The sequence below is a fragment of the Enterobacter sp. BNK-22 genome, from assembly GCF_048684805.1.
GTDB lineage: Bacteria > Pseudomonadota > Gammaproteobacteria > Enterobacterales > Enterobacteriaceae > Enterobacter > Enterobacter quasiroggenkampii.
In genome coordinates this window covers 1,011,563-1,038,530 of sequence record NZ_JBLQTT010000001.1, presented here as the reverse complement: position 1 = coordinate 1,038,530, position 26,968 = coordinate 1,011,563, and the positions used below count along the sequence as shown (strand labels likewise).

Genomic DNA, 26,968 nt, shown 5'->3' with positions numbered 1-26,968 from the left:
ACAACATCATGGAGTTACTCATGAGGCGTAACACCCCCGTTACACAAAACGAGTATTTACTTAACGCTGGTTCGACGTTAATGTCCACCACCGATACAAAAAGTCATATAACTTATGCCAACTCCGCTTTTATAGAAGCCAGCGGATATAAAGAAGAGCATCTTCTGGGTGAGCCGCATAACCTCATCCGCCATCCCGACATGCCTGCCGAAGCGTTTGGCGACATGTGGTTTACCCTCCAGCAGGGTGAGACCTGGACAGGGCTGGTGAAGAATCGTCGTCATAATGGCGATCACTACTGGGTGCGTGCCAACGTGACGCCGGTCTGGCAGGGGGGATCCCTGACCGGCTATATTTCGGTGCGCAATATCCCCTCACGGGAGGAGATCGCGGCCAGTGAAAATCTGTATGCAAAAGTACGGAATAATGAATTAAAACAGTACCGTTTTTATAAAGGACTGTTTGTTCGGCGCGGTTTATTTTCCTTTTTGTCGCTCTTTAAATGTCTCAGTACCGGAAAACGAATTCAGCTTGGTATTACTGCGACAGCGTTACTTTCCTGCCTGGCGATGTATTTATTCCGCGATCGTCTCGTTCAGGCCACCACTCTGGTGCTGCTTTTTTCTGCGCTGTCCTTTTATCTTCATGTGCAGATCGCCCGGCCGGTAAAATCCATTGTTCAACAGATGCAGCGCGTGGTTTCAGGACGTAAAACGGACTATTACCATTTTGACAGGATCGATGATATCGGGCTGATGATGCGCCTGGTGAATCAGTCTGGTTTAAACCTGAACTCGCTGGTTGATGATGTCGGGGCGCAAATCAGCGGTATTGGCACCATCAGCCAGCAGGTCGCGAAAGAAGGTGCGGCGCTGCAGACGCGCTCTGAGGAAACTGCAGATTTCTTGCAGCAAACCGCATCTGCGGTGGAAGAGATCGCCAGCGCCGTGAAGCAGACGGCCGAAACCGTGAACGAGGCGATTCAGATGGCGGATCGCACCCGCGAGAGCGCCCACTGCGGCGAAGCGATGATGAAAGAGACCATCGGTATGATGCAGTCCGTTTCGCAGGATAACGGCCAGATCGTCGATATTATCAGCGTTATCGATCGTATTGCCTTCCAGACCAATATTCTTGCGCTGAATGCCGCCGTGGAAGCGGCGCGCGCCGGTGAAGCCGGCCGCGGCTTTGCCGTGGTCGCGGCTGAGGTGCGCAATCTTGCACAGCACTCCGCGACGGCGGCGAAAGAGATCAAAGTGCTGATCGAGAAAAACGTTGCCAGCGTCAACGCTGGCGTTGAGAAGGTAGTACAAACCGAATCACAGCTGACGGTCATGATCGACCATGTTCTGCAGGTTTCCACCTTGATTAAGGAGATTGGCCTCGCCACGCAGGAGCAAACTCAGGCGCTGACGCTGATTAACGCCTCCCTCTCCCGTATCGGCACAATGACCCAGAGCAATACGGGGATGGTGGATAACGTCACTCACGCCGCGAATAACCTGACGCAGCGGACGACGCGCCTGCAGCAGGCGATTGCCGTTTTTGGCGGTTAGCCGTTCGGGTACTGCTCGTCGGTCACTTTTTCCAGCCATGTTACCGGGCTGCCATTTACCGCTTCGGCGATGGCGAGATGCGTCATCGCCGTTTGCGCGCTTGCGCCGTGCCAGTGCTTCACGCCGGGTGGGATCCAGGCGATATCGCCCTGATTCAGGATTTCCGCCTCTTTGCCCCACTCCTGTAACCAGCCACGACCCTGCGTCACAATCAGCGTTTGTCCCAGGGGATGCGTATGCCAGGCCGTGCGCGCGCCCGGCTCAAAGGTTACGGTTGCCCCGCCGACGCTGGTAGGTTCGGTCGCCTGAAAGGGCGCGTCAATCCGAACAGCCCCGGTAAACCAGGCTTCCGGTCCTCGTACTGACGGTAATGAACCGCTGCGGATAATTTTCATCTTTTGCTCCTCGTTGACTGTTGCGTTAACAGTAGCGCAAAGCGCTCGGGAGCATTAGGGTGCATAATCAGATAGGACACATGACTGAAACTCATAAATAGAACCTCGATGCTAAAAGATAATTTCAACGATCTGCTCTCCTTTATGGTGGTGGCCCGCGAGCGCAGCTTTACGCGCGCAGCGGCGCAGCTGGGCGTCTCGCAATCGGCACTGAGCCATGCGATGCGCAAGCTTGAGGCGCGATTAGACGTTCGTCTGTTAACCCGCACAACCCGCAGCGTGGTTCCGACACCTGCGGGTGAGCAGCTTTTTTCGCGCCTCAGCCCGCATCTGCTGGAGATCGAACAGGAACTCACGGCGCTTCGCAGCACCCGCGACAAACCCGCAGGCGCTATCCGCATCGTCGCCGGCGAGCACGCGATGGACGCCGTGCTCTGGCCGGTACTGAAGCCTTTTATGCTGCAGTATCCTGACATTAACGTTGAAGTGACGATCGACAATGGCCTGACAGATATCGTAGATGGCCGCTTCGACGCGGGGGTTCGCCTGGGTGAACAGGTGGCAAAAGACATGATTGCGGTGCGGATTGCGCCGGACATGCGCATGGCGGTCGTCGGCTCCCCGGATTACCTGGCTCGTTTTGGCGTGCCGCTCGTGCCGGAGCAACTGGGTGAACACCGCTGTATCAATCTCCGCCTGCCCACCCGAGGGGGATTGTATGACTGGGAATTTGAGCGTGACGGGCGCGAGCTTCGCGTGCGGGTTGACGGACAGCTTACGCTGAATAACCTGTCGCAGCGCATCGACGCCGCGGAGAATGGTCTCGGATTAGCCTACGTGCCCGAGTCCTCGGTTCTGGACGCTCTGAATCAGGGAAGGCTGGTCAGGGTCCTTGAATCGTGGTGCCCCACGTTTGAAGGATATCACCTCTATTATCCGAGCCGTCGGCAGCACACAACCGCGTTCAGGTTACTTCTCGATGCCCTGCAGCAGCAAAAATTTATACCATCTGGTAATAATTAAGATAATCTGATGATTAAATAATCAACCCCGCCATTGTTTTGACTAAAAACTCATCACGTTTCAGCGTGTTGTGATCCCCGTCTGCTCTGACCACACGATTTCCTTCGACGTGCATCACTTTCGGCACGGTTATATTTTGCGTCGCTTATGAATTGCAGGTAGGATGCCTCGCCATGTTTCGCCTTATCCATACGCAGAATGACTGGGGAGGCGACATGTGTTTGCGCAGAAGCAATCGTTTGTATTGCGCTCTGCCAGGCAGGACTATCACGATAATGGTTCAGACAGGCAAACAGGTAACTCAATGAAAACAAGCAATAAAAGCGCAGCCGATCATCATGCTGCTAAACGTCGCTGGTTGAACTCCCACGAAGAGGGCTACCACAAAGCGATGGGCAACCGTCAGGTTCAAATGATCGCCATCGGCGGCGCTATCGGAACGGGTCTGTTTTTAGGTGCTGGTGCACGCCTGCAGATGGCTGGCCCGGCTCTCGCCCTGGTCTATCTGGTGTGCGGGATCTTCTCTTTCTTCATTCTTCGTGCACTGGGCGAACTGGTACTGCATCGCCCTTCCAGCGGCAGCTTCGTCTCTTACGCCCGTGAATTCCTCGGTGAAAAAGCCGCTTACGTCGCGGGCTGGATGTACTTCGTCAACTGGGCGATGACCGGTATCGTCGATATCACCGCCGTTGCGCTGTATATGCACTACTGGGGCGCGTTTGGCGATGTGCCGCAGTGGGTCTTTGCGCTTGGCGCGCTGGCGATTGTCGGCACCATGAACATGATCGGCGTGAAGTGGTTCGCGGAGATGGAGTTCTGGTTTGCGCTGGTAAAAGTGCTGGCCATCGTGGTGTTCCTGGTCGTGGGTACCGTCTTCCTCGGCAGCGGTAAGCCGCTGGATGGCAATGCCACCGGCTTCCACCTGATAACCGATAACGGCGGATTCTTCCCGCACGGTCTGTTGCCTGCGCTGGTTCTGGTTCAGGGCGTCGTGTTCGCCTTCGCCTCCATCGAGCTGGTGGGTACCGCAGCAGGTGAATGTAAAGATCCGCAGACGATGGTACCAAAAGCCATCAACAGCGTGATCTGGCGTATCGGTCTCTTCTACGTCGGTTCCGTGGTGCTGCTGGTGCTGCTGCTGCCGTGGAACGCCTACCAGGCGGGCCAGAGTCCGTTCGTGACCTTCTTCTCTAAGCTGGGCGTGCCTTACGTGGGCAGCATCATGAACATCGTGGTGCTGACGGCGGCGCTCTCAAGCCTGAACTCCGGCCTCTACTCGACCGGTCGTATCCTGCGCTCCATGTCGATGGGCGGTTCTGCACCGAAGTTCATGTCCAAGATGAGCAAGCAGCATGTGCCGTACGCCGGTATTCTGGCGACGCTGGTGGTCTATGTCTTCGGCGTGTTCCTGAACTACCTCGTCCCATCTCAGGTGTTCGAAATCGTTCTGAACGTGGCTGCACTCGGGATTATCGCATCCTGGGGCTTTATCGTGGTCTGCCAGATGCGTCTGCGCAAGGCGATTAAAGAAGGCAAAGCCGCTGACGTCAGCTTCAAGCTGCCTGGCGCGCCGGTAACGTCCTGGCTCACCCTGCTCTTCCTGTTCAGCGTGCTGGTGCTGATGGCGTTCGACTACCCGAACGGCACCTACACCATCGCGACCATTCCACTGCTGGCCGTGCTGCTGATTGCGGGCTGGTTCGGCGTGCGTAAACGCGTTCATGAAATTCACAGCACCGCGCCGGTTCATCCTGATGATGAAAAACACGACGCGCCGTTGGTGGAAGAAACCTCGCGTTAATAAAAAAGCCGGGTGGCGGCTTCGCCTTACCCGGCCTACATTTCATTATTTTGTAGGCCCGGTAAGCGCAGCGCCACCGGGCAATTCCCATCTTACAGCGCGATACGAATCACGTCGTCAGGCTGGGTCGCTTCCTGCTGGCGGGTAGATTTTTGTTTCACCGTCACGTACAGGGTTTTGCCATCCGCAGAGAGCGCCAGGCTGTTCGGGTAGACCGGCGTGTCGAACGTTTTAGTCACCTTATACGTTTTCCCATCAATCACGCTCACCTTGCCGGCTTCACGGTGCGTCACGTAGGCTTCATTGCGGGCCGGGTTAAACAGGACCGCCAGGGATTCCGGCGCGGCGATTTTCTCGATCACGCTGCCGTCTTTCAGGCTCACCACCAGCACTTCCGGCTGTTTTGAATCGGTCAGGAACGCGCGCTGACCGGCTGTATCGAGGCTCAGGTTCAGGTAGAAGTGCTCTTTCCCGTCATCCTGCACTTTTTTACGGCTCAGGATTTTGTTCGTTGCCGTATCAATGGTTAACAGCTCGCCGTCCGCATTCGTGGTGTACAGACGTTTCGCCTGCGCATCCAGCGCCAGGCCGGTGCTGTAAGTACCGGTATTGGCAATGGTCTCTTTTAGCTTCAGCGTGGCGCCATCCACCACCCAAATCACGCTCTCTTTACCGACACCGGTGATGTAAATCGTGTTGCTTGCGTCATCCACCACCAGTTGGCGCGGCTGCAGCGGTTTGACGGTTTCGCTGCGTTGACGCCCGTCCAGCACCAGTCGCCCTTTTACGTCCCCCGTTTTTGCATCAATCGCGGTTACCGCGCCGTTGATCGTATTACCGAACCACAGCGTTTGGGTCGCGTTGTCAAAGGTGGCACCAAAGGGTTTGAGATCGCTATGGATCGCCTGCGTCACGTCCAGCGTGACCGGATCAAGACGGTAAACAATCCCGCCCTTGTCGGTTTTACGGCTTTGCGAGGTCGCCACCCACAGCGCATTCTCCTGCTGGCTCACGGCCATTTCATACGCCCCTTTGCCCACCGCTTTACGCAGCACCTCTTCGGCGGCATGCACCTGGAACGTCCCGGCAAGCAGTAAAGTGACAGACAGCAGTGACAGGCTCAGACGCGGCGAGCACAGATGACGTAAAGACATAACAATTCCTTTTCTGAAAAGTGGGGTTTGGGCTGACATCACTTCCGGCAGACAACGTCATGGCATTGCCTTTTGATAATGAGAATAGTAATCATTAATCAGATGAATGTGGAGTTTTTCTTTCCCCTCTCGCCTTTCATTAACGCAATGTGCGGTTATAGTTTTCAAAACATTTACAAAACCTTTAACATGTATGGACATGTTCCATTTGGTTCGTTTACATACCACAACCGGTTTTATTCATGAAAATCATTTCTGCCCGTAAGGCTTCTCTCCCGCTGCTGCTGGTTCCTGTTATTTTTGCGCCGCTCACCGCCATGAGCGCAGAGGAACAGACCATGATCGTCAGCGCCACGCCGCAAACCGTATCGGAACTCGATACCCCGGCAGCGGTCAGCGTCGTCAATGGCGATGATATGCGCCAGGCTGCACCCCGCATCAACCTGTCTGAATCCCTTGGCAGCGTCCCGGGACTGCAAATCCAGAACCGTCAGAACTACGCCCAGGATCTCCAGCTGTCGATGCGCGGATTTGGCGCTCGCTCAACCTTCGGGGTGCGCGGTATCCGTATGTACGTCGACGGTATCCCAGCCACCATGCCGGACGGACAGGGCCAGACCTCCAACATCGATCTTTCCAGCGTACAGAGCGTTGAAGTGCTGCGCGGCCCCTTCTCAGCTCTGTACGGTAACGCCTCCGGCGGCGTGATTAACATCAACACCCAGACCGGTCAGCAGCCGCCGACCATCGAAGCGAGCAGCTATTACGGCAGCTACGGTACCTGGCGCTATGGCATGAAAGCCACCGGCGCGATGGGTGATGGCACCCACGCGGGCGATGTGGATTACACCGTTTCCACCACCCGTTTCACCACCAAAGGCTACCGCGACCACAGCGGCGCGCGTAAGAATCTTGCCAACGCGAAGCTGGGCGTGCGCATTGATGACGTCAGCAAGCTGACGCTGATCTTCAACAGCGTGGACATGAAGGCCAACGATCCGGGTGGACTGAATTATCAGGAGTGGCGGGACAATCCGCGCCAGTCGCCGCGCGGCGATCAGTACAACACCCGCAAGACTATCAAGCAGACCCAGGCCGGTCTGCGCTACGATCGCCAGCTCAGCACCCAGGATGACCTGAGCGTGATGATGTACGCCGGCGAGCGTGAAATGACGCAGTACCAGTCGATTCCGTATCAGCCGCAGCTAAAAGCCACTCACTCCGGCGGGGTGATTGATATGCAACGCCACTATCAGGGCGTGGATACCCGCTGGACGCACCGCGGCGAGCTGCTGGTGCCGGTGACCTTTACCACCGGTCTGAACTACGAAAACCTGAGTGAAGATCGTCGCGGCTACGAGAACTTCGTGATGAGCAACGGGGTGCCGGACTACGGCGTCAAAGGCGATAAACGTCGCGACGAACGCAACCTAATGTGGAACGTCGATCCTTATCTGCAGAGCAGCTGGCAGCTGACGCAGAAACTCTCTGTCGATGCGGGTGTTCGCTACAGTTCGGTCTGGTTTGATTCCAATGACCATTACGTTACGCCGGGCAACGGCGATGACAGCGGTGACGCGAGCTATCACAAATGGCTCCCAGCGGGCGCCGTGAAGTATGCGGTGACTGACGGGTGGAACCTCTACGCAGCCGCAGGGCGTGGGTTTGAAACGCCAACCATCAACGAACTCTCCTATCGTGCCGATAATCAGGGCGGTCTGAATATTGGCCTGAAGCCATCCACGAATAACACGTATGAAGTGGGCAGCAAAACCCGAATCGGCAACGGTCTGCTGACGGCGGCGTTGTTCCGCACCGATACGGACGATGAGATCGTGGTGGACTCCAGTTCCGGCGGCCGCACAACCTATAAAAATGCCGGGAAAACCCGCCGTCAGGGTGTGGAAGTTTCCCTGGATCAGCAGTTCGCGGAGAACTGGAAGCTGAAGATGGCGTGGACGTATCTGGATGCCACCTACCGGACTAACGTCTGCAGCGACGCAGACTGTAACGGTAACCGTATGCCGGGGATTGCGCGCAACATGGGCTTCGCTTCGTTTGGCTGGCAGCCGGAGGAAGGCTGGTACGCGGGCACGGACGTGCGTTACATGAGCGATATCATGGCCGACGACGAAAACACCGCGAAAGCGCCGTCTTATACGGTAGTTGGGCTGAATACCGGGTATAAGTTTAACTACGGCAACTGGGGAATGGACGTCTTTGGCCGCGTCGATAACCTGTTCGATAAAGAGTACGCGGGATCGGTTATTGTCAACGAGTCCAACGGTCGTTATTACGAGCCTGCACCAGGCCGTAACTATGGCGTCGGGCTGTCGGTCTCTTATCGCTTCGAGTAAGAAAAAAGAAAAGTTTATTTTATAAATGAAATAACCCTCCTGATGGCAATAAGCCATCAGGAGTTATTCACCAGATAAATAATTAGCGGCGGTATATAGTCGCTCTGATAAATAATCTCTCAGTTAAAATATTGTCGCTGTAAAAGAGAATCCGCTTCATCAATCAACTTATCAATCGCCTTTTGGCTGGCCTCCACATCTCTCCGCTCAAGGGCTGAAAGAAGCTCGTCATAGTGATATGTTGCCGTTTTGATGTCGCTAAGCTCCTGGTGCAGATAGTTCATACAGGGGCCGATGCGGACCCATAGCTGTTCAATTAAGGCATTAAGCGTCGGCATTTCCGCATACTGATAAAGCGTAAACCTGAAGACACGATTCGCATGCAAGGCCTGCTGAACGTTTCCATTGCGCATAGCCTCATGGAAGGCCTCTGACATTTTGCGCAACGCCTCCAGCTTGCCGTCTGACATATTCTGGCATGCTGCGGCAACCGCCATTGGCTCAAGCTGTTTTCGGATGGCGTTAATCTCGTTATAACGCTCCAGCGTTACCTCAGGGACCAGAAAAGCCTGCGCTGGCGTGGCGTGAAGTGCGCCTGAGGAGACCAGACGCAGCAGCGCTTCGCGGACCGGCGTAATACTGGTGCCTAATTTATCAGCAATCTCTTTCGTAATCAGTCGTGCTCCTGGTTTGAGGGAGCCTGTAATTAACGCCCCTTTCAAACTGTGTTCAACCTGCATAGTAAGGCTAACCCTTTGGGCTTTTTCTAAGTGATCCAAATCAAGCATGTGGAATTCCTGTAGCTAAAACTTAATGCTATTTTTAAACGCCAGTTTTAATAAAACGGCGCCGGTACGATATATCCTGTATCGTCATGCCTGGTGGTGGGAAGTACGTAAAACAGCAAAAAAAAGCAAACATCATTTTTTTTATCGTTTTCGGGCTCATCCGGGATGATGGCGCGAAAAACCGTGTCCAGTAATTAAAGACAATATATCGTATCTTCACAAATAAATATGGCGGGAAACCCCGCCATTGTGCGCTTTATTTATTGTCACTCGCGACGCGAATCACGACTTTGCCGAAGTTTCGTCCTTCCAGCAGGCCAATCAGCGCCTCGGGAGCATTTTCCAGCCCGTCCGTCACCTGTTCGCGATAGTGGATTTTCCCCTCCTGCACCCAGAGCCCCATCTCTTCCTGGAACTCATGAATGCGGTGTCCATAATCCTGGCCGATAATAAAGCCCTGCATACGAATGCGTTTCTTGAGAAGGGTCGCCATCAGGAGCGGCAGGCGGTCCGGCCCGTCAGGCAGGCCCGTCGCGTTATAGCCGCTCACCAGGCCACACACCGGCACGCGCGCGGAGGTGTTCAGCAGGGGCAGCACGGCATCAAACACTTTCCCGCCGACGTTTTCATAATAGACATCAATACCGTTCGGACAGGCGTGTTTCAGCTGGTCGGCAAAATCCGCCGCATGGTGATCCAGACACAGGTCAAAGCCGAGAACCTCAACGGCATGGCGGCATTTCTCTGGGCCACCAGCTACGCCGACCACCCGGCAACCTTTGATTTTGCCGATCTGCCCTACTGTCGCGCCAACCGGGCCGGTCGCCGCAGCCACCACCAGCGTTTCACCCGCTTTCGGTTGCCCGATATCCAGCAGCCCCATATAGGCGGTAAAGCCCGGCATGCCCAGTACGCCCAGCGACCAGGAAGGATGAGACGGATTTTCGCCCAGCTTCACCAGGCCGCTGCCGTCCGAAAGTTCATACTCCTGCCAGCCGCTGTAGCCCAGCACCCATTCACCGGCTTTGAAGTCGGGATGGTTTGACTGCTCAACGCGGCTGACCGTTCCCCCCACCATCACCGCACCGATCTCAACCGGCGGTGAATAGGATGGCGCGTCGCTCATGCGACCCCGCATATAAGGATCCAGCGACAGCCAGACGGTACGAAGCAAAAGCTGCCCCGCACCCGGTTCCGGGACAGGCTGCGTTTCCAGACGAAAATTTTCCGCGACCGGTGCGCCCTGTGGACGAGAGGCCAGCACCCAGCGGCGGTTATGCGAAACAGAGTGATTCATCAGGATCTCCTTCTGGGACAAATGTCATTACAGCCTGGCTCACGTTCAGCGTTATCGCATTAGCATTACGAGCCAGACTGATTGAGGCGTACAACCAGATAGATGCAGGTTTCATTCGTCTCGTTGATGAACCGGCAGTCATTAGGCGGCCCCAGCTCAAGACAGTCTCCGGCGTGCATCTCGTGGCGGGTGTCGCCCTCCTGAAACACCAGCTCGCCGGACTGCAGCCAGATAAGCTGACGCGCCAGCGCGTAAGAAGAAGCCGGCATCGGAACGTCGCTTCCCGCAGGCAGTTCCACCTGAACAAGGTCGATGGGCAGATCGGTACGGGGAGAAACATGGCGGCGGAGGTAGTGCGTCTGCGGATCGCGCCAGACGGGCTGGTTTGCCAGGCGCAGCAGCTTGCCCTCCTGCATTTCGGCCCGGGCAATCAGCGTTGACATGCTGATGCCAAACGCGCCCGACAGGCGGGCAAGCAAGGTGGCTGTCGGGCTACTGTCCCCGCGCTCTATCTTATGGATCATGGCGCGGGAGACCCCTGCCCGGTCCGCCAGCTCGCTGAGGGACCATCCGCGAGACTCGCGTTCAAGGCGAATTCTTGCGCTAATCCGTTGATTCATTGTGTCTGTTATGGTGTTCATGACGTCATACTATAGTGTATGAACGGCAATTCAATGGGCTTTTGATAACAAAAAAATATGGCTTATGCCGTAGCGATCGGGCGATACAGTTGTGTAATATCGTAGCGATAACGTAATACTATAGTGAACAACACATAGAGGCTTCATCATGATCGTTCGTCATGCCTGCAAAGAAGACTGCGCTGCGATAGGCGAGATTTACAACCACGCGGTGCTGCACACAGCCGCGATCTGGAACGATAAAACCGTCGATACCGATAACCGAATCGCCTGGTTTGAGGCGCGCTCGCTTGCGGGCTACCCGGTTCTGGTAAGTGAAGAGGACGGCGTAATCACCGGCTACGCCTCTTTCGGCGACTGGCGCGCCTTTGACGGCTTCCGTCATACGGTTGAGCACTCGGTCTATGTCCACCCGGCCCATCAGGGCAAAGGGATTGGCCGCACGCTGATGAAGGCGCTGATTAACGAGGCCCGCGCCATTGGGAAACACGTGATGGTGGCCGGCATTGAAGCGCAAAACCATGCCTCGATTCATCTCCATGAAACGCTCGGCTTTGTGACGACGGGACAAATGCCGCAGGTGGGAACCAAGTTTGGCCGCTGGCTGGACTTAACCTTTATGCAGCTGCAGCTGGACGAGCGCAGCGATCCGGACGCGATCCCATGAATCAGTCACTGACGCTGGCGTTTCTGGTCGCGGCGGGCATCGGTCTGGTGGTGCAAAACACTTTGATGGTGCGTATCACCCAGTCCTCCTCCACCATTCTCATCGCGATGCTGCTGAATTCGCTGGTCGGCATCGTGCTATTTGTCGGTATTCTTCTGCTGAAACAGGGCGTGGCCGGGTTCAGCGAGCTGGCCGCGACGGTGCGCTGGTGGACGCTTATCCCGGGGCTGCTGGGGTCGTTTTTCGTGTTTGCCAGCATCAGCGGCTATCAGAGTGTTGGCGCGGCGACGACCATCGCCGTGCTGGTCGCAAGCCAGCTGATTGGCGGGCTGGTGCTGGACGTGCTGAGGAGCCATGGCATCCCGCTGCGCGCCCTGATCGGCCCGGTGTGCGGCGCGGTGATGCTGGTGGTCGGGGCCTGGCTGGTGGCGCGACGCCAGTTTTGATCGTTACAGTATGGTGCCGCCTTTCGTCAGCTGTTCCTCACGCGCGTCCATCTCCTCTTTATGCTGCTTACCGTGGTGCGAAATCGCGGTGCGCAGACGCTGCTGCTGGGTGTAGCGATCTTCACGGCTGAGCTCTGCATCATCGCTTAATTCAATCAGCAGCTCGTTCATGTGGGTAATGACGCTCTCTTCGATGGCGGCATCGACGCGGGCGATAACTTCGTTTAAATGTGACATTGTCACTCCTTGTTATGTGCCCGGTGGCGCTACGCTTACCGGGCCTACGGGTGCCAAATGTAGGCCGGGTAAGGCGTAGCCGCCACCCGGCTAAAAAGGCTTAGTTCAGCTTCGCTTTCGAGAAATCGCTGCCCATCAGGCTTACGCTGTACCCGGTCACATTGCTGCGGGTCGCGTAGAACGTTTTCCCGTTGGCCAGCGCGATCCACGGCGCCTGCTGGTAGAAAATCTCCTGCGCCTGGCCATAGAGCTTGGCGCGCTCAGCCGGGCTGCTGGTCAGCTTCGCTTTTTGTACCAGGGCATCATACCCCTTATCGCACCAGCGCGCGGCGTTTGAGCCGGTTTTAATGCTGTTGCAGCCGAGCAGCACATCGGCAAAGTTGTCCGGGTCGCCGTTGTCGGACATCCAGCCAAACAGCGCGGAATCATGCTCGCCTTTACGCATTCCGGAGAGATATTCGCCCCACTCGTAGGAGACAATTTTGGCCTTCACGCCGACTTTTGCCCAGTCGCTCTGGATCATCTCCGCGATACGACGCGAGTTCGGGTTATACGGACGCTGAACCGGCATTGACCACAGCGTGACTTCCGCGCCCTTCTCCAGACCCGCCTGCTTCAGCAGGGCTTTCGCCTTTTCAGGATCGTAGCTGTAGTCCTTCAGGTCTTTATTGAAGCCCAGCATATTTGGCGGGATCGGCGATTTTGCCACCGTGCCCGATCCCATAAACACCGCATTAACGATGGCCTTCTTGTCGGTCGCGTAGTTGAGCGCCTGACGCACCAGCACGTTATCAAACGGTTTTTTCTCGGTGTTAAACGCCAGATAACCGACGTTCAGCGCATCGACCGAGTGCAGCGTCAGGTCTTTGTTGTTTTTGATGGCGTCAAACTGAACCGGGGATGGCGCAGGAATGATCTGGCACTCGTTGGTCTGCAGCTTCGCCAGGCGAGTTTCCACGTTTGGCGTAATGGAGAAAATGAGATGCTTCGTCGGCACCTCGCCCTCCCAGTAGTTCGGGTTCGCGACGTAGCGGATCAGCGAATCCACTTTGTACTGCTGCAGCACGTAAGGCCCGGTGCCAATCGGCCAGGTGTCCACGTTCTCAGGCGTGCCTTTTTTCAGCATTGCGTCGGCGTATTCAGCGGAGAGAATCGAGGCGAAATCCATCCCCCAGTCGGCCAGAAACGCGGCGTTGGGTTCGCTGAGGGTGAACTGGACATGGTAATCATCGACCTTTTTAACGTCCTGGATCAGCTTATCGAGACCGACATCATTAAAGTACTCGTAGTTGCCCTGCGACACGTTGTGGTACGGGTGTTTAGGGTCTTTCTGACGCATGACCGAGAAAATAACGTCATCGGCATTAAAATCGCGCGTCGGTTTGAAGTATTTGTTGCTGTTGAACTTCACCCCTTTACGCAGGGCAAAGGTATAGGTCTTGCCGTCCGGCGAAATCGTCCAGGACTCCGCCAGCGACGGCACCGGGGTGTTTTTCACCGGGTCGAAATTGATCAGACGGTTATACAACACCTGAGAGCTGGCCACAAAAGACGGGCCAGAGCTGGCGATTTGCGGGTTGAAGGACTCGGGGGAGGCTTCTGAACAGTAAATAAGGGTGTCGTTATTTGCCGCCCATGCGGCACCGGCTGGTAACAGCGCGCTCAGCGCAAGGGCGAGCAGTGTTTTCCCTGTAGACATGGTTATAACCCTGACAGTTTTATTATATAGGACAGTAATAACAGCACAGGCGTTTTGACCTGGCAAATAACGAAACACTATCAGGTTATTCTAAAGCCGCGTTTTTTGCTGTTTTAACCGCCAGCGCTCAAAAAGATGATTTGCCTTAAGTGCCATTATTCGTCAAGCACAACCGTCACTTTCTATGCCGCAAGAAATCGGCGCTTTTAGCGTCTCTTCCTCCGTTTGTTTGCATCCTCGTTTCGTTAAAGTAATGGTGTGAAGAAGTATATGGGATCAAATCGTGGCAAAAACTCTTTTACGCAGCGGTAATCTGGATGATTTTCAGGCCGTTGGCGGCGGCGGACAAGCCGTTTTCGAATCAGCGTTGCAAATCCGTGAAGCGCTCCGTTTGCGCAAACAACAGGCCATCGTCGACTGTCTGGCGATTCCTCAGGTCAACGACAGTGGCGACCGCGTGGACTGGTATTCCCCGATTGAAGGGAGCGTAATCAGCTGGAAAGCGGCCGATGAAGATGATCGCTATCGCGCCCTGCGCTATCTGGAAAACACGCTCGCCAGCGTCGAGTCATTAAGCAAGAAATGCCTGCAGTCGCCTAAAACCGCGCAACAGCTTTTTGGCTCTCTGCTGTCAAAGGCGTTTCAGTTTCCGGGCGAAAACTTCCTCTTCCTGGTGGACGGAAAGCCGGTCATCAGCTTCTGGGGGTTTGTAAACCTGAACGAGAACGCGCGCGACGATGTCCTCGACTGCCTGCGTGAATCGCTGATCCCTGAGCCAGCCCCCGTTGTGATTGACGATCCTGAACCCGAGCCTGAGCCAGAGCCGGTGATGACCTTTGAGCACGCTGACGAGCCGCTGATCGCCCCATCCACGGTGGTGCGTATTACGCCGGAGGAGCTGTATGAGCCCGAACCGGCCGCCGCCGTTGCACAACCTGTTCAAGCGCCTGCTCCAGCGAACGTCGTGAAAAAGCGCCGCGTTCCCCTGTGGACCCTGCCGGTTGCCGCCGTGATCGTCGCTGCCATTGCCGCCCCGCTGCTGTGGCCAAAACAGGCACCTTCCGCTGAGCCCGCCCCGGCTCCCACACCTGAACCTGTGGAGATTGCGCCAAAACCGATCAAAGCGGTTGAGCCGCTGGCGATGAAGCTACCGCTGCATCAGGCGGAGGTCGTGGCCAGCAAAGAAAAAGAAGCCGCTCCGGCCGCTCCTGCACCACAGCCCGCTCCGGTGGTGATTGTCGCCATCCCGAAAGACGCCATGGTGATGGAAGCGAATCAGGTAAAAGCGGGATCGACGCGCTTCCTGAACGGCACCTGGCGCGCCATCCTCGATGTGAAAGATCCGGTTACCGGCAAGCCGCCGTCGCTGCGCTATCAGATCCAGAACAATAAAGGTTTCGCCCGCGTTGTCCATGGCGACAACATTGTCTGCCGCGCGGAGGTCTTCTCCGGGCTGCACAGCAATGGCGAGCTGATGATTAAGAGTCGCGGCACTGCCCGCTGCACCGACGGTTCCCGCTACCCGATGCCGGAAATTGCCTGTAAAGCAGGCACCAGCGATATCGCAGAATGTCGCGCCCGTTATGATGCCAACACCGTCGTCCCACTGACGTTCAAGAAAGCAGGTGCCTGATCCTATGCTGGTAAATCTTTGCGACTATAAACAAAGCGTCACGCTTATTGCCAACAGCGGCGTGCAGTTCCTCGATTTCGGTCTGACGCCGCAGGACTCCGCCAGCAACGGGCGCTTCGTACGTAAAACCGCGAACGGCCCGCTATTGCGCCTCGATTTCGACCTGGTCAACGGTCGCTATACCCTGCCCGGCATGAACGGCGGGCAGCCTGAAGTGGTCAAACCGGAAACCACTATCCCTCTGCATCAGTCGCTGGCGGTACTGGATGGCGTCTGGCTTCCGGTTCCGTTCCTGCGCTTCAACCCGCCGCGGACCTTTGTTGAAGGGCCGGATAACTGGGCGCGCGTTCAGGTGCGCAAGCTTGACACCCCGGACACGGCAGGCAATACACACCGCGTCACCCTCGCGCTTGACAGCCAGATTGCCGATCATGCCACGTCCGCGCTCTCTCCGGTGGAAAACGATATTCTGAACGGGACCCGCTTCGCGCTGGCGTGGCGCGATAACGAGGTAGACAGTTTCCTCGATCAGACCTGGATTGACGGCTGGCTGCGCGAGGCGTTTACCCAGTATGCCGACGGCGTTGAGAACCGCTCTGAACGCGACCTGCAGCAGGCGATGCGCAGTTTTGAATATCAGGCCCACTGGCTTAACCTGCTGACCATGCTCGGTGAACAGCTCACCGTACCGGAAGTGAAATTTGTCACCCATACGCTCAGCACGCCAGCCATTCCGGTCGACCTGATCCTTGACGTGGGTAACACCCACACCTGTGGCGTCATTATTGAAGACCACGGCGATGCGAACGATGGGCTGCGTCAGACCGCCGAGCTGCAGGTTCGCTCGCTCAGCGAGCCGCAGTTCCTGAACGAGCCGCTGTTCACCAGCCGTCTCGAGTTTTCGGAAGCGCGTTTTGGCAAGCAGCACTTCTCGGTGGAAAGCGGTCGCGAAGACGCCTTTGTCTGGCCGTCGATTGTCCGCGTCGGCGATGAGGCCCGCAAGCTGGCGATGCAGCGTCTGGGAACCGAAGGCAACAGCGGTATTTCCAGCCCGCGTCGCTACCTGTGGGATGAAACCCCGGTCGTGCAGGACTGGCGCTTTAGCCAGATGAACAGCAAGACCCAGCGTGAACCGCTTGCCACCGCGTTCCCGCTGATGAACCTGATGAACGATGACGGCGAGCCGCTCTTCACGCTGCCGCAGGACGAGCGCCTGCCGGTCTTCTCGCCGCAATATAGCCGCAGCACCCTGATGACCCATATGCTGTGCGAGCTGCTGGCACAGGCGCTGGGGCAGATCAACAGCGTCGCCACGCGCCTGCGTCTGGGCTTCCCTGCCTCGCCGCGCCAGCTGCGCACGCTGATCCTGACGCTGCCCTCCGCCATGCCAAAGCAGGAGCGCGAGATCTTCCGTCGCCGCATGTTTGAAGCCATCGCGATTGTCTGGAAAGCGATGGGATGGCACCCGCAGGATGAGGATTTTGTCACCCGCAAACAGCAGGAAAAAAGCGTGGTGCCGGTACCTGAAATCCAGATGGAGTGGGATGAAGCCAGCTGCGGTCAGCTGGTCTGGCTGTATAACGAAGCCATCTCCCGCTTTGGCGGCCAGACCGAAGCCTTCTTCGCCTCCCTTGCCCGTCCGGACCGTGAACCTGAGCCGGGCAGCCAGCCGGGGCGCGCGCTGCGCGTCGCGTCCATCGACATCGGCGGCGGCACAACGGATATGGCGATCACCCATTATCAGCTGGATGACGGTTCCGGCAATAACGTCAAAATCACCCCGCAGCTGCTGTTCCGCGAAGGGTTTAAGGTCGCGGGCGACGATACGCTTCTGGACGTGATTCAGCGCTACGTGTTACCCGCTCTGCAAACGCAGCTGCAGAAATCCGGTATCGCGGATGCCTCGCTGCTGATGGCCTCGCTGTTCGGTGACTCCGGGCGCATTGATACCCAGGCCGTACTGCGCCAGCAAACGGCGCTGCAGCTCTTTATGCCGATTGGCCATGCCATTCTTGCCGGATGGGAATCCAGCGACGTTGACGATCCACTGGCCGGTCTGCATGCCACCTTTGGCGATCTGCTGCCGCAGAAGCCGACCCGCAACGTGATGAACTATCTGCAGCAGGCGATCGATCATGCCCTGCCTGCGGGTTCAGACGCTTTCGATCTTTTCGCCGTGCCGCTGCATGTGAACTTCCGCGAAATGCAGGATGCGATGCTGGCCGGGCAGTTTACGCTGGCCTCCCCGCTCCACGCGGTATGTGAGGCGATCTCCCATTACAGCTGCGACATTCTGCTGATCACCGGACGCCCGGGCTGCCTGCCTGGGGTTCAGGCGCTCATTCGTCACCTGCAGCCGGTGCCGGTCAACCGCATCGTCTGGCTGGATAAATACCAGGTACATGAGTGGTATCCGTTCAGCCAGCAGGGGCGCATTGGCAACCCGAAATCGACCGCTGCCGTGGGGGCCATGCTCTGCAGCCTGGCGCTTGACTTGCGTCTGCCGCGCTTCAACTTTAAAGCCGCGGACATTGGCGCGTATTCCACCGTGCGCTATCTGGGCGTGCTGGATAACACCGTCAATACCCTGCGCGAGGAAAACGTCTGGTATCAGGATATCGATCTTGATAAACCCGGCGCGAAGCTTGATGCGCGTCTGCACTTCCCGCTGCGCGGTAACGTGACTCTCGGCTTCCGCCAGCTGGCAAACGCGCGCTGGCCGGCCACGCCGCTCTACACGCTCAGCATTAACTCGGCCGAACTGGCAAAAGCGATTGCCGGCGACGGCGTGCTGAATGTGCGGCTCAAGCTCTGCGGCGGCAGCAAGCAGGAAGGTCCGGAGGCCTTTGAGCTGAGCGATGCCTGGCTGCAGGACGGCACGCCGGTGGCGCCTGACGCATTAACTTTCAAACTGAATACCCTGGCCGATCGCCGACACAGCGGTAGCCACTACTGGATCGACAGCGGGAGCGTATACCTGAAATGACAGCGACCACGAACACCACTCAGGCCTTAATCGGGTGGATTAACGAGACGCGCCTGACCGCCCCTGTGCTGGATAACGATGCCGACGCCCTGCTTGCTCGCATCAACGCGGTGCAGGCGCGGGAGCAGGCCATTGAACGCGCCATGACCCGCCAGAGCAACATTGGGCTTTACGGCCATTCGCAGAGCGCGAAAGCGCACCTGCTCTTATCGCTGTGCGGCAGCGGCAATGGTCGCCTGAACGTGACGCCAGGCCAGCGCACTTTTGACTATTTTTCGCATATCAATCCAGGACATGCCCTGACCAATATGGCCGTCCGCTTCACCCGGGAAATCCCGGAAGCGCTTGACGAGGCGTTTCCGCTGCGCCTGAGCCTGGTCACCGAGGCCGAGCTGGTACAGCTGTTTATTGCCCGCACGACGCAGCACCCGCAGATGCGCGCGGTGGATAAGGCGGTCATCGAGACACGTCTGGAAAAATGGCGCGGCCTGCGCCAGCCGCAGAGCGTGCCCGGCATCACCGCTCAGGAAGTGGGGGCAATTGCCCGCTTCTGGCAGAGCACGGTACCCGCAGCGAAACAGCAAATTGATGATGCCCTGTGGCATGAGTTTGCCCAACTGGTGCCTTCACTCGATCTCAGCACGCGAGCCAGCGTCTGGTCGCTGCTCTGGGGCGAACAGCAGGAACTGACCCAGCAGTGGTTAAACCTGGCCCATGTGCTGCACCAGACCAGCCATGCCAGCGAGCTTGCGGCCCCCCTTAGCCTGCTGGTGGACAGCTTTGGGCTGCCGGGTGAAGGGTTCCTGACGCACGACGGCTCGATAGCGCTTCAGCATGCACAGGAGACGCTTCTCCATCCGCTGAACAACGGTGAAATGCTTAACGCCATCAGCCTCCCGGTCGATGTGCTGGCCTTCCTGACCCGCGAAGTGGTGCTGCCCGTTGAGAGCGGCGCGCTGGATAATGTTGATATCATTGATATCCCGGTGTTTGAAGAGCACCATGCCGATCCGCTACGCCAGGCGAAATCCCAGTGGCTGCTTGAGCACTATCGCCAACAGCTTCAACCTGATGTGCTGGTGATTTGTAACGCGACGGCGCAGCACGAACAGACGGCCAAAAAAGCAAAAGTGTTAATGAACTGGGTCAGGGAGACGCAGCCTGCCGAAGAATCAGCCCTGCCGGGGCTGGTGTGGGCGATCACCCCGCATGACGCCCGCTTTACCACCCGGCAGAACCTCGACGAAGCCGTACAGCATCTGCTCGGAAAGCCGGGCTTGCGCTGGGGCACCCTCCAGGCCCTGGACAGCCACAGCATGCAGCGCGTCATTGAGTGGCTGTCTCAGGCCACGTTGCCCGCGCAGCGACAGAAACGTCTCGGCACGCTGAAAAATGCGCTGCATCAGGAGCTCTCGGCGCTGATGCAAAGCTACCTGGCACCGCTGATTGAGGAACCGGGTACCCGACGCGCTCAGGCAGAAAACATGGTGCGCATGCTGCAAAGCAGTGCCGCCCGCCACGGCGAGCTGCTTGAAGGCCTGCTGCCCCCGCTGAAGGCCTTTGAAACGCTGCTGGCCGTTCAGCAGCCGCGCGAGGAGCAGGTTAACGGGCTGTTTACGGATACCATTGACCTGTTTGCTGATAATGCCCAGGAAAGCGCAGGCCTGTTCCAGACCAAAGACAAAGCGCGTCTGGCGCACAGAGTATGGATAAATCATCTGCGCCAGTGGAGCCGCAACGAGGCGACCGCCGCCCGTCTTGGGCTGGATCCTGAGGTGTTACAGCAAATCGCGGATGTGCTGGTCGTCACTAGCTACCGGCTGAATCTGCCTCAACAGCTGCAGCGAATTGTCGAAGCAGATAAAAGTAGCGCTGCGCAACTGCATGCCGTGATGGGCAATTTCGTTGGCTGGCTGGGTTACGACCAGACGCCCGTGGCGACGCGTCCGGCAAGCCGCATCCGCAAGGGCCAGGCCATCTTCGTCACGCCGGTGGTCAGCAGCGCCGAACCTCGCCTGACGCGCCTGGGAGAACAGCCGGTCCATGCGGCTACCGCGTACGTTTACGACTGGCTGGTCGCACTCTATAGCCGCGCGATAGAGAACATTGATTACCAGCACCCGCATGATGTTCAGCCTGACGCACGTCAGGCACTACGGGCTTTAATAAAGTAGCCGCCCTTCTTGCCGGGTGGCGCTGCGCTTACCCGGCCTACATTTCGCAACGATGATACATTGCACAATAATCACTCCGTCATACATTCGGCTAAGGCCCGCGCCAGCGCAGAGGGGTTTTCCCAGGACATTGAGTGCCCCGCCGCAGGAATAATTTTCACCTCAACGCCCTTCTGCTGGAGATTTTCCACATCGTCATCCGGCAGAGAGAGCTCGCCAAAAATCAACGTTACCGGGCAAGGGAGTGACAGGAACTGCGCTTCCCATTCCGGTTCAACACCCGCCACCAGGCCAGATGCACCGCGCCAGACGGCATAAGCGGCATTGCTCTGCAGGCATCCCGCCCACGCTGTTTTTTCTGCGCTGAGCATGGCGTCATATCCGTGCTCCAGAAACTGTTGCTCGGATTGCGCCGCTATAGACCGGCTGAACATGCCCCCACCCGCATGAAAATTGGGCTCTGACACCATCAGTCCCTTCACGCGCGTTGCCAGCAGCCCCGCCGTTTCGATAGCAATACTGCCGCCCATGCTGTGGCCATATAACCAGAAGGAATCCAGCTCAAGATGGTCAATCAGTTCCGCGACAACGTGCGCCTGGTCAGTGGTTTTATAGCTGTAGTGCTCAGGCTTATCGCTGTAGCCGCTGCCGGGCAAGTCGATGAGAATCGCTCTGCGCGCGCCAAACAGCGGGTCACGAACGACGCGGGGATATTCATAGGAAGAGGCGCAGCCCAGCCCGTGAATGAACACCACGGGATCGCCGGAACCGGGCAAGTCGTGCCAGCGCACGGTGCAACCGGCCTGCTGCGAGTAAAAACTGTTCATAAGCACTCCTTTTATGATGCACTGTGTATTTATACAGTTATCACATCAGGAATGCTATGTTCATCTTTTAAAATTGGAAGCGTGCTTCAGAAAAGCGAGACCAGCAGCGCAACGGGAAAGCTCATTGGCCAGGTTGACCCCACCAGGAAAGCGCTGAGCAGGCGGATACGTTTGCGGTCTTTAGAGAGGAACCAGGTGATTAATGCGCAGATGGAAGCCATGATTGCGTAAAAAACCAACATCTTTTGATACAACGTCATTCTGTATACCAGAGCCGAAAAAATAACCGCACGCAATATGCGTCATATGTTGACACAGATCAAGTTTTTTCGTTACAGAATAACCACTTAAAAATTACGGCTAATAACAATTGAGTATCTTGCGTAACACGTGTGGCATGTCTGTTGACTTAGTATTTTATCATGGTATGAATTTTCTTTAGCAAACTGCGTTTGGTAAATCAGAAGCTAGCTAAAACCGAAACACTAGCACTGGACGAATCAATACTTTGTAAGCTTATTGGTTGTTTTGTATTAATTTTAAGCTCCCAGCCACTTCCATCACATCACTGGGCAGTCATCAAACTCGCCCACATGCGACTCTATGTTGCAGGCGATCACTTCGAATATAGACCGTCATTTATCAGATGCTTTGTTCTTGTCCATCAGACACTCTCTTCTTTTGCTTTGGAGATATTCCAGATGCGGTTGCCGATATGTCTTGCATCGCTAAATCTGAACTCTCCTTATCTGAACAAAGCTGCGATGAATCGTTACAGGCGTCAGCGATACATCGACAACCAGCAATGCACCATTCATAATATCTGTTCGATAGTGGGTAGCTCTGGCTGGCATGAAGTGCGTACCCGCTGGCGAAGAACATTCCTTAACGTTCATGCTAAGAAGACTGTTTACATACTGTGCAACCATGATGAAACCTGAACGGAACCATTGGAATGTTTTTAGAGTGGAAGCGACGTAAAAGAATTGGACTATAAGTAATAATAAGGGTTAGGATTGATGTTAAAAAGCATTCACTATGCACGCGGGATGGCTGCATTACTGGTTGTACTTTTTCACTTTTCATTCATGTTCATTGGAAAGATGGAACCTTACAACACCATTTTTCTCAATGGTGGCTTTGGAGTTGATTTTTTCTTCCTTATTAGCGGGTTTATTATTTCATTTGTAACACAGGAAAAAATAAAACTGTCAACATTCTTATTAAAGAGATTTTTCAGGATATATCCATTATTTTTATTCATTCTTATTATCTCATCAATTTTCCTCATTAGATATAACGTTCATCCATTGTGGAGCATTATCAAGTCAGGGCTTCTCATTTTGCAGGATTATAATAAACCTGCACCAGAATTTGACTTCAACCTGATTGGCCCAGCCTGGACACTTTCGTATGAAGCCTGGTTTTATCTTATCTTTGGCATTTCTATGTTTATAAGCCATAAGAAGCGAATTGAAGTAACAACAGCATTACTGCTGGTGCAAGTTTTCAGTTTACAGTTTGTTTTTTCAGGGTCGATTTCTTTAAACTCATCTTATGTGGGTTCACTTGGTGACTCGTCTTATTTAGACCATGCAATAAAGTTTTTTAGTACCTCTTTACACTTGGAGTTTATTGCTGGCATGTGGATGTTCAAACTTTTTAATAGAGGTGCGTTGAATTTTCCTGGTACATTGACAATCCCATTTTCATTGGTACTAGCGATCTCGTCAGTAGCATTGTATTTTTCTAAAGTTGTTTCAGGAACTGGATTTACTAGTTTCTATGTTATTGCACTTCCCTTATTTATCGCAATGATTTTATGCGAAGCTAATTTTAACATACCCAAATCAAAAACACTGTCATTACTCGGTGATATATCATTTTCAATATATATTAGTCATTTTTTTATAATGTATCTTTTCTTAGAGAATTTCCCTGATTTCTTAATTTCTTCCTGGAATATTATCAAACTTGTTATCCCCACAATAGTGGCAATACTTTTTGCTTATATTCTACACAAATCCATTGAGGTTCCAATTATAAAGGCAACAAGAAAGTTTTTAAACATAAAGTGATATCAAAAACTACGAACGTGGGTTTTGACTGGGCATGTAGCTACCCAATGCACTAAAGATAATACTGTATATTCATACAGTATTATCTTTACGAATGTTCATCTGGGCAAAGCGAAGCTGCCTTCTCAAATTGCTTGATTAGGTGGATTTGCGATTTTCAGCAAAAAATTTTTAACTCAATGGTTAAGGTGATATTATCTTCCTGCTAAAATTTGAAATGGATAGAAAATGGAAAAGCTAAGACCAAACAGCGATATTGAGATACTGCGTGCCTTTGCTATCATCATGGTTTTGGTACAGCACTACCCGTCTCTTTATTTCTGGAGTGATCATTCATTTTTCACTAGCGTGAATAAATATATTAATTTCTGGTCAGGTGTTGACCTGTTTCTTTGTATATCTGGTTTTGTTGTTGGATGCAGTCTTATACCAGTTTTAGATAAAGCTAGAAACAATCGAACCGAGCAGAAAGCAGTAATAAAATCATTTTTTGTTAAACGAGCGTACAGGCTTTTCCCCACATCCTTTTTCTGGATAGCCACTATGCTTACCCTGACATTTACATATAATATATCAGGTGCATTTGGGACACCTAAGTGGAATATATACCAAGCGCTAAGTGTGCTCACATATAACTACAACTATTTAAGCAATTATATGATGGTAAGAGCACTGCCGACTACTTTTGGTCCATTTTGGTCACTTAACCTTGAAGAACAGTTCTACTTTATATTCCCATTTTTCCTTCTTCTTACTAATAAAAACAATAGAATTAAATTACTACTAATTGGCATTGCTTTTCAGTTTTTTATTAACCGACAGGAAAGTGTACTTCTGAATTTTAGACTAGATGCTATTTCATGGGGTGTTGTTTTGTCCATATTATATATGGATGGTAATCTTAGAAAATTCGATCCTGTCAAATTAGCTGGGAAGGGGTGTTCATTGGTAGCAACAATAACACCGATACTCTATCTGATGGTTAGTATTCCTGCTTTACACGATAGCAGATTTTTAGTGGGGTTGCTGGGAGTGGCTAGTGCAGCATTGGTATTCGTAGCCTCATTCAACAAGCAATATATATTTTGCCCAACATTCATTCGAAAAACAATGTTGTGGATAGGGTCAAGATCATATGGCATTTATGTTATTCACATGCCCGTAATTTATTTTATTCAGGAGTCCACTATTCGCTATTACATATCAATTGGGCAAGGACCGTCGAAGACCGTTCTACTATGCGCAGTAATGACACTGCTCGCGATTACAACAACAATAATTCTGACTGAAATAAATTACCAAATCATAGAGAAACCACTAAGAAAAATTGGCAGGGAATATGCTCAAAAAATCAGCAGCTGAAAACAGGCCCAGATTTGTGGCCTGTTTGTCATGGCTGGATGCTCCCAGGAGCAAGGTAACCGAATTCAAAGCACTTAAAATAGTATTTACCCATCATAGGTATGGTCTTTTTACATCCTCACTATCCCCGAAACTCTATAACGATGGCAGATATCCGAGTGTGTAGACCTGAACATTAATATCTTCATTTAACCATCATGTTTTTTCATCAATAGCTTGTGTATCAGCGGCATGTTTCTGATAACTGTTCGGATTGTCATTGATAAATATCAGCTTTCTTGTGTTAACCGCCTGACTTACCAACAGCAGTTTTTCGCAGACACGCCAAGAGCCCCAGTTGAACTCGAATTTTAAATTCAATATTCTCAAAAAAATGGCCGTGATAAAATTTATTTATTACAGCCACTTAATCGCATATTAATGTTTGATCATCACATGCCTGACAACCGTATAATCCTCAAGCCCGTAGACCGACATATCTTTCCCGTAGCCCGATAATTTCATGCCGCCGTGTGGCATTTCGCTCACCAGCATAAAATGGGTATTCACCCAAGTGCAGCCGTACTGCAGGCGCGCGCTCAGGCGATGGGCGCGCCCCACGTCTTTGGTCCAGACCGATGACGCCAGGCCGTATTGCGAGTCGTTTGCCCAGGCCAGCACCTGCGCCTCGTCATCAAACTCAGTGACGCTTACCACCGGGCCAAACACCTCGCGCTGAACGATGGCATCGTCCTGTTTTGCCCCCGCCAGCAGGGTTGGCTGGAAGAAGTAGCCCGTCCCCTCTTTTTTGCTCCCGCCGGTGACAACCCGGATATGACCGAGCGCTTTCGCCTCATCGACGGCCTGGCAGACGCGTGAAAGATGGGCGGCCGAGCTGAGCGGACCGAGTTCGGTAGCCTCGTCCTCCGGGGCACCCATTTTAAGACTGGCAACCGCGGCACCCAGCTTTTCCACCAGTTGGGCATAAATTCCCTTCTGGGCATAAATGCGGCAGGCCGCCGTACAGTCCTGTCCGGCATTGTAGAAACCAAACGTTCGCACGCCTTCGACCACCGCATCGAGGTCGGCATCATCAAACACGATCACCGGCGCTTTGCCACCCAGCTCCATATGGGTGCGTTTAATCGAGGACGCCGTATGGCCGATGATATGTTCCCCGGTCGCAATCGAACCGGTCAGCGAGACCATGCGGACCTTCTCGTGTGCGGTGAGCGGGTCGCCGACCGTTTTGCCCCGACCAAACAGCACGTTAAGAACGCCCGCCGGGAAGATATCTTTTGCCAGCTCTGCCAGCTTAAGCGCGGTCAGGGGCGTGATCTCAGAGGGCTTAATCACCACGCAGTTCCCTGCTGCCAGCGCGGGGGCCAGCTTCCAGGCTGCCATCATCAGCGGGTAGTTCCACGGCGCGATAGAGGCCACCACGCCCACCGGGTCACGGCGAATCATTGACGTGTGACCGTCAAGGTACTCGCCAGCGGCGAGGCCGTTCAGGCAGCGGGCGGCCCCGGCAAAGAAACGGAAAACGTCGACCACCGCCGGGATTTCATCCCCCAACGCGCAGTGCAGCGGCTTGCCGCAGTTGAGGGACTCGAGCCGGGCAAACGCCTCACCGTGCGCTTCAATCGCATCCGCCAGCTTCAGCAGGCACTCGGCGCGGGTTTTCGGCGTCGTTTGTCCCCACGCCGCAAAAGCACGATCAGCAGCCAGCACCGCCGCGTCGACCTGGGCCGCTGACGCCTCAGCAATCTCCAGCAGTACCTCTCCGGTGGCCGGGTTATAAACCGGCTGTTTTTCACCTTCTCCGGCAACCAGCTCACCGTTTATCAGCAGATGTTTTTGCATAGCAT

Annotated in this window: 21 protein-coding genes; 11 read left to right on the top strand and 10 right to left on the bottom strand. The window is 54.6% G+C overall.

Annotated features, from left to right (window positions below; translation table 11 throughout):
• The first annotated feature begins 20 nt into the window (after positions 1-20).
• Positions 21-1,556 carry a methyl-accepting chemotaxis protein gene (locus ACMGGE_RS04770; protein ID WP_420293426.1) on the top strand — a complete coding sequence of 512 codons (1,536 nt, stop codon included), beginning with the start codon at positions 21-23 and terminating at the stop codon, positions 1,554-1,556.
• Here ACMGGE_RS04770 and ACMGGE_RS04765 read toward each other — a convergent pair.
• The gene (locus tag ACMGGE_RS04765) at positions 1,553-1,951 is read right to left on the bottom strand and encodes a (R)-mandelonitrile lyase (protein WP_420293425.1); all 399 of its coding nucleotides are present in this window, start codon (positions 1,949-1,951) and stop codon (positions 1,553-1,555) included. The genes ACMGGE_RS04770 and ACMGGE_RS04765 overlap by 4 nt on opposite strands.
• A gap of 108 nt (positions 1,952-2,059) precedes the next feature.
• Here ACMGGE_RS04765 and ACMGGE_RS04760 point away from each other — a divergent pair, with 108 nt between their 5' ends.
• Together ACMGGE_RS04760 and ansP are read left to right on the top strand one after the other, a co-directional pair.
• On the top strand, positions 2,060-2,974 hold the full coding sequence (locus ACMGGE_RS04760; protein ID WP_063621792.1) for a LysR family transcriptional regulator: 915 nt from the start codon (positions 2,060-2,062) through the stop codon (positions 2,972-2,974).
• A 304-nt stretch (positions 2,975-3,278) separates the two neighbouring features.
• Entirely contained in the window at positions 3,279-4,775 is a 1,497-nt protein-coding gene (gene ansP / locus ACMGGE_RS04755; RefSeq protein ID WP_008501774.1) for an L-asparagine permease, read from the top strand.
• Between the two features lie 92 nt (positions 4,776-4,867).
• Here ansP and ACMGGE_RS04750 read toward each other — a convergent pair whose 3' ends face one another.
• The gene (locus ACMGGE_RS04750) at positions 4,868-5,929 is read right to left on the bottom strand and encodes a YncE family protein (protein ID WP_420293424.1); all 1,062 of its coding nucleotides are present in this window, start codon (positions 5,927-5,929) and stop codon (positions 4,868-4,870) included.
• A gap of 242 nt (positions 5,930-6,171) precedes the next feature.
• Here ACMGGE_RS04750 and pqqU point away from each other — a divergent pair, with 242 nt between their 5' ends.
• Positions 6,172-8,286 carry a TonB-dependent receptor PqqU gene (gene pqqU, locus ACMGGE_RS04745; protein WP_420293423.1) on the top strand — a complete coding sequence of 705 codons (2,115 nt, stop codon included), beginning with the start codon at positions 6,172-6,174 and terminating at the stop codon, positions 8,284-8,286.
• 119 nt (positions 8,287-8,405) lie between these two features.
• On the opposite strand, the gene ACMGGE_RS04740 is transcribed toward pqqU, so the two are convergent.
• The 3 genes from ACMGGE_RS04740 to ACMGGE_RS04730 all read right to left on the bottom strand — a co-directional run bounded on the left by ACMGGE_RS04740 (position 8,406) and on the right by ACMGGE_RS04730 (position 11,012).
• Positions 8,406-9,074, bottom strand: a complete 669-nt coding sequence (locus ACMGGE_RS04740; protein ID WP_044596524.1) for a GntR family transcriptional regulator — start codon at positions 9,072-9,074, stop codon at positions 8,406-8,408.
• A gap of 256 nt (positions 9,075-9,330) precedes the next feature.
• Positions 9,331-10,371, bottom strand: coding sequence for an NADP-dependent oxidoreductase (locus tag ACMGGE_RS04735; RefSeq protein WP_420293422.1), 1,041 nt, complete (start codon positions 10,369-10,371; stop codon positions 9,331-9,333).
• Between the two features lie 65 nt (positions 10,372-10,436).
• Positions 10,437-11,012, bottom strand: coding sequence for a helix-turn-helix domain-containing protein (locus ACMGGE_RS04730; RefSeq protein WP_008501301.1), 576 nt, complete (start codon positions 11,010-11,012; stop codon positions 10,437-10,439).
• A gap of 148 nt (positions 11,013-11,160) precedes the next feature.
• Here ACMGGE_RS04730 and ACMGGE_RS04725 point away from each other — a divergent pair, with 148 nt between their 5' ends.
• Both ACMGGE_RS04725 and ACMGGE_RS04720 read left to right on the top strand, forming a co-directional pair.
• Positions 11,161-11,679, top strand: a complete 519-nt coding sequence (locus ACMGGE_RS04725; protein ID WP_023292298.1) for a GNAT family N-acetyltransferase — start codon at positions 11,161-11,163, stop codon at positions 11,677-11,679.
• Entirely contained in the window at positions 11,676-12,125 is a 450-nt protein-coding gene (locus tag ACMGGE_RS04720) for a DMT family transporter (protein WP_420293421.1), read from the top strand. The genes ACMGGE_RS04725 and ACMGGE_RS04720 overlap by 4 nt, the downstream gene beginning before the upstream one ends.
• Positions 12,126-12,128: 3 nt before the next feature.
• On the opposite strand, the gene ACMGGE_RS04715 is transcribed toward ACMGGE_RS04720, so the two are convergent.
• Both ACMGGE_RS04715 and ACMGGE_RS04710 read right to left on the bottom strand, forming a co-directional pair.
• The gene (locus ACMGGE_RS04715; RefSeq protein ID WP_008501298.1) at positions 12,129-12,362 is read right to left on the bottom strand and encodes a YdcY family protein; all 234 of its coding nucleotides are present in this window, start codon (positions 12,360-12,362) and stop codon (positions 12,129-12,131) included.
• 100 nt (positions 12,363-12,462) lie between these two features.
• A complete protein-coding gene (locus ACMGGE_RS04710) occupies positions 12,463-14,061 on the bottom strand; it encodes an ABC transporter substrate-binding protein (protein ID WP_045908830.1) in 1,599 nt (532 codons plus the stop codon).
• Between the two features lie 283 nt (positions 14,062-14,344).
• On the opposite strand from ACMGGE_RS04710, the gene ACMGGE_RS04705 reads away from it, so the two are divergent.
• Genes ACMGGE_RS04705 through ACMGGE_RS04695 form a run of 3 tightly spaced genes read left to right on the top strand, consistent with a single transcriptional unit; the run spans position 14,345 to position 20,854 of the window.
• Positions 14,345-15,694 carry an SrfA family protein gene (locus ACMGGE_RS04705; RefSeq protein WP_262820817.1) on the top strand — a complete coding sequence of 450 codons (1,350 nt, stop codon included), beginning with the start codon at positions 14,345-14,347 and terminating at the stop codon, positions 15,692-15,694.
• A gap of 4 nt (positions 15,695-15,698) precedes the next feature.
• The gene (locus tag ACMGGE_RS04700) at positions 15,699-18,680 is read left to right on the top strand and encodes a virulence factor SrfB (protein WP_008501295.1); all 2,982 of its coding nucleotides are present in this window, start codon (positions 15,699-15,701) and stop codon (positions 18,678-18,680) included.
• On the top strand, positions 18,677-20,854 hold the full coding sequence (locus ACMGGE_RS04695; protein WP_223539044.1) for a virulence factor SrfC family protein: 2,178 nt from the start codon (positions 18,677-18,679) through the stop codon (positions 20,852-20,854). Before ACMGGE_RS04700 ends, ACMGGE_RS04695 begins: the two co-directional genes overlap by 4 nt.
• A gap of 71 nt (positions 20,855-20,925) precedes the next feature.
• On the opposite strand, the gene ACMGGE_RS04690 is transcribed toward ACMGGE_RS04695, so the two are convergent.
• Entirely contained in the window at positions 20,926-21,681 is a 756-nt protein-coding gene (locus ACMGGE_RS04690; protein ID WP_420293420.1) for an alpha/beta fold hydrolase, read from the bottom strand.
• A gap of 86 nt (positions 21,682-21,767) precedes the next feature.
• On the bottom strand, positions 21,768-21,941 hold the full coding sequence (locus tag ACMGGE_RS04685) for a GhoT/OrtT family toxin (RefSeq protein WP_013096478.1): 174 nt from the start codon (positions 21,939-21,941) through the stop codon (positions 21,768-21,770).
• Positions 21,942-22,700: 759 nt separating this feature from the next.
• Between ACMGGE_RS04685 and ACMGGE_RS04680 the strand changes: the two genes are divergently transcribed.
• Positions 22,701-23,759 (top strand): acyltransferase family protein, encoded by a 1,059-nt coding sequence (locus tag ACMGGE_RS04680; RefSeq protein ID WP_420293419.1) that lies wholly within the window; start codon positions 22,701-22,703, stop codon positions 23,757-23,759.
• A gap of 228 nt (positions 23,760-23,987) precedes the next feature.
• A complete protein-coding gene (locus ACMGGE_RS04675) occupies positions 23,988-25,121 on the top strand; it encodes an acyltransferase family protein (protein ID WP_420293418.1) in 1,134 nt (377 codons plus the stop codon).
• Positions 25,122-25,538: 417 nt separating this feature from the next.
• On the opposite strand, the gene patD is transcribed toward ACMGGE_RS04675, so the two are convergent.
• Positions 25,539-26,963: an aminobutyraldehyde dehydrogenase gene (gene patD, locus ACMGGE_RS04670; protein WP_420293417.1), complete on the bottom strand. Its 1,425-nt coding sequence runs from the start codon at positions 26,961-26,963 to the stop codon at positions 25,539-25,541.
• Positions 26,964-26,968 lie beyond the last annotated feature (5 nt).

Excerpts from the sequence above, each read along its gene's own strand:
- ACMGGE_RS04720 (WP_420293421.1), top strand. The coding sequence starts at position 11,676 with ATGAATCAGTCACTGACGCTGGCGTTTCTGGTCGCGGCGGGCATCGGT.
- ACMGGE_RS04725 (WP_023292298.1), top strand. The coding sequence starts at position 11,161 with ATGATCGTTCGTCATGCCTGCAAAGAAGACTGCGCTGCGATAGGCGAG.
- ACMGGE_RS04680 (WP_420293419.1), top strand. The coding sequence starts at position 22,701 with ATGTTAAAAAGCATTCACTATGCACGCGGGATGGCTGCATTACTGGTT.
- patD (WP_420293417.1), bottom strand. The coding sequence starts at position 26,963 with ATGCAAAAACATCTGCTGATAAACGGTGAGCTGGTTGCCGGAGAAGGT.
- ACMGGE_RS04695 (WP_223539044.1), top strand. The coding sequence starts at position 18,677 with ATGACAGCGACCACGAACACCACTCAGGCCTTAATCGGGTGGATTAAC.
- ACMGGE_RS04750 (WP_420293424.1), bottom strand. The coding sequence starts at position 5,929 with ATGTCTTTACGTCATCTGTGCTCGCCGCGTCTGAGCCTGTCACTGCTG.
- pqqU (WP_420293423.1), top strand. The coding sequence starts at position 6,172 with ATGAAAATCATTTCTGCCCGTAAGGCTTCTCTCCCGCTGCTGCTGGTT.
- ACMGGE_RS04770 (WP_420293426.1), top strand. The coding sequence starts at position 21 with ATGAGGCGTAACACCCCCGTTACACAAAACGAGTATTTACTTAACGCT.
- ansP (WP_008501774.1), top strand. The coding sequence starts at position 3,279 with ATGAAAACAAGCAATAAAAGCGCAGCCGATCATCATGCTGCTAAACGT.
- ACMGGE_RS04760 (WP_063621792.1), top strand. The coding sequence starts at position 2,060 with ATGCTAAAAGATAATTTCAACGATCTGCTCTCCTTTATGGTGGTGGCC.
- ACMGGE_RS04675 (WP_420293418.1), top strand. The coding sequence starts at position 23,988 with ATGGAAAAGCTAAGACCAAACAGCGATATTGAGATACTGCGTGCCTTT.
- ACMGGE_RS04715 (WP_008501298.1), bottom strand. The coding sequence starts at position 12,362 with ATGTCACATTTAAACGAAGTTATCGCCCGCGTCGATGCCGCCATCGAA.
- ACMGGE_RS04700 (WP_008501295.1), top strand. The coding sequence starts at position 15,699 with ATGCTGGTAAATCTTTGCGACTATAAACAAAGCGTCACGCTTATTGCC.
- ACMGGE_RS04730 (WP_008501301.1), bottom strand. The coding sequence starts at position 11,012 with ATGAACACCATAACAGACACAATGAATCAACGGATTAGCGCAAGAATT.
- ACMGGE_RS04740 (WP_044596524.1), bottom strand. The coding sequence starts at position 9,074 with ATGCTTGATTTGGATCACTTAGAAAAAGCCCAAAGGGTTAGCCTTACT.
- ACMGGE_RS04765 (WP_420293425.1), bottom strand. The coding sequence starts at position 1,951 with ATGAAAATTATCCGCAGCGGTTCATTACCGTCAGTACGAGGACCGGAA.
- ACMGGE_RS04735 (WP_420293422.1), bottom strand. The coding sequence starts at position 10,371 with ATGAATCACTCTGTTTCGCATAACCGCCGCTGGGTGCTGGCCTCTCGT.
- ACMGGE_RS04685 (WP_013096478.1), bottom strand. The coding sequence starts at position 21,941 with ATGACGTTGTATCAAAAGATGTTGGTTTTTTACGCAATCATGGCTTCC.
- ACMGGE_RS04710 (WP_045908830.1), bottom strand. The coding sequence starts at position 14,061 with ATGTCTACAGGGAAAACACTGCTCGCCCTTGCGCTGAGCGCGCTGTTA.
- ACMGGE_RS04690 (WP_420293420.1), bottom strand. The coding sequence starts at position 21,681 with ATGAACAGTTTTTACTCGCAGCAGGCCGGTTGCACCGTGCGCTGGCAC.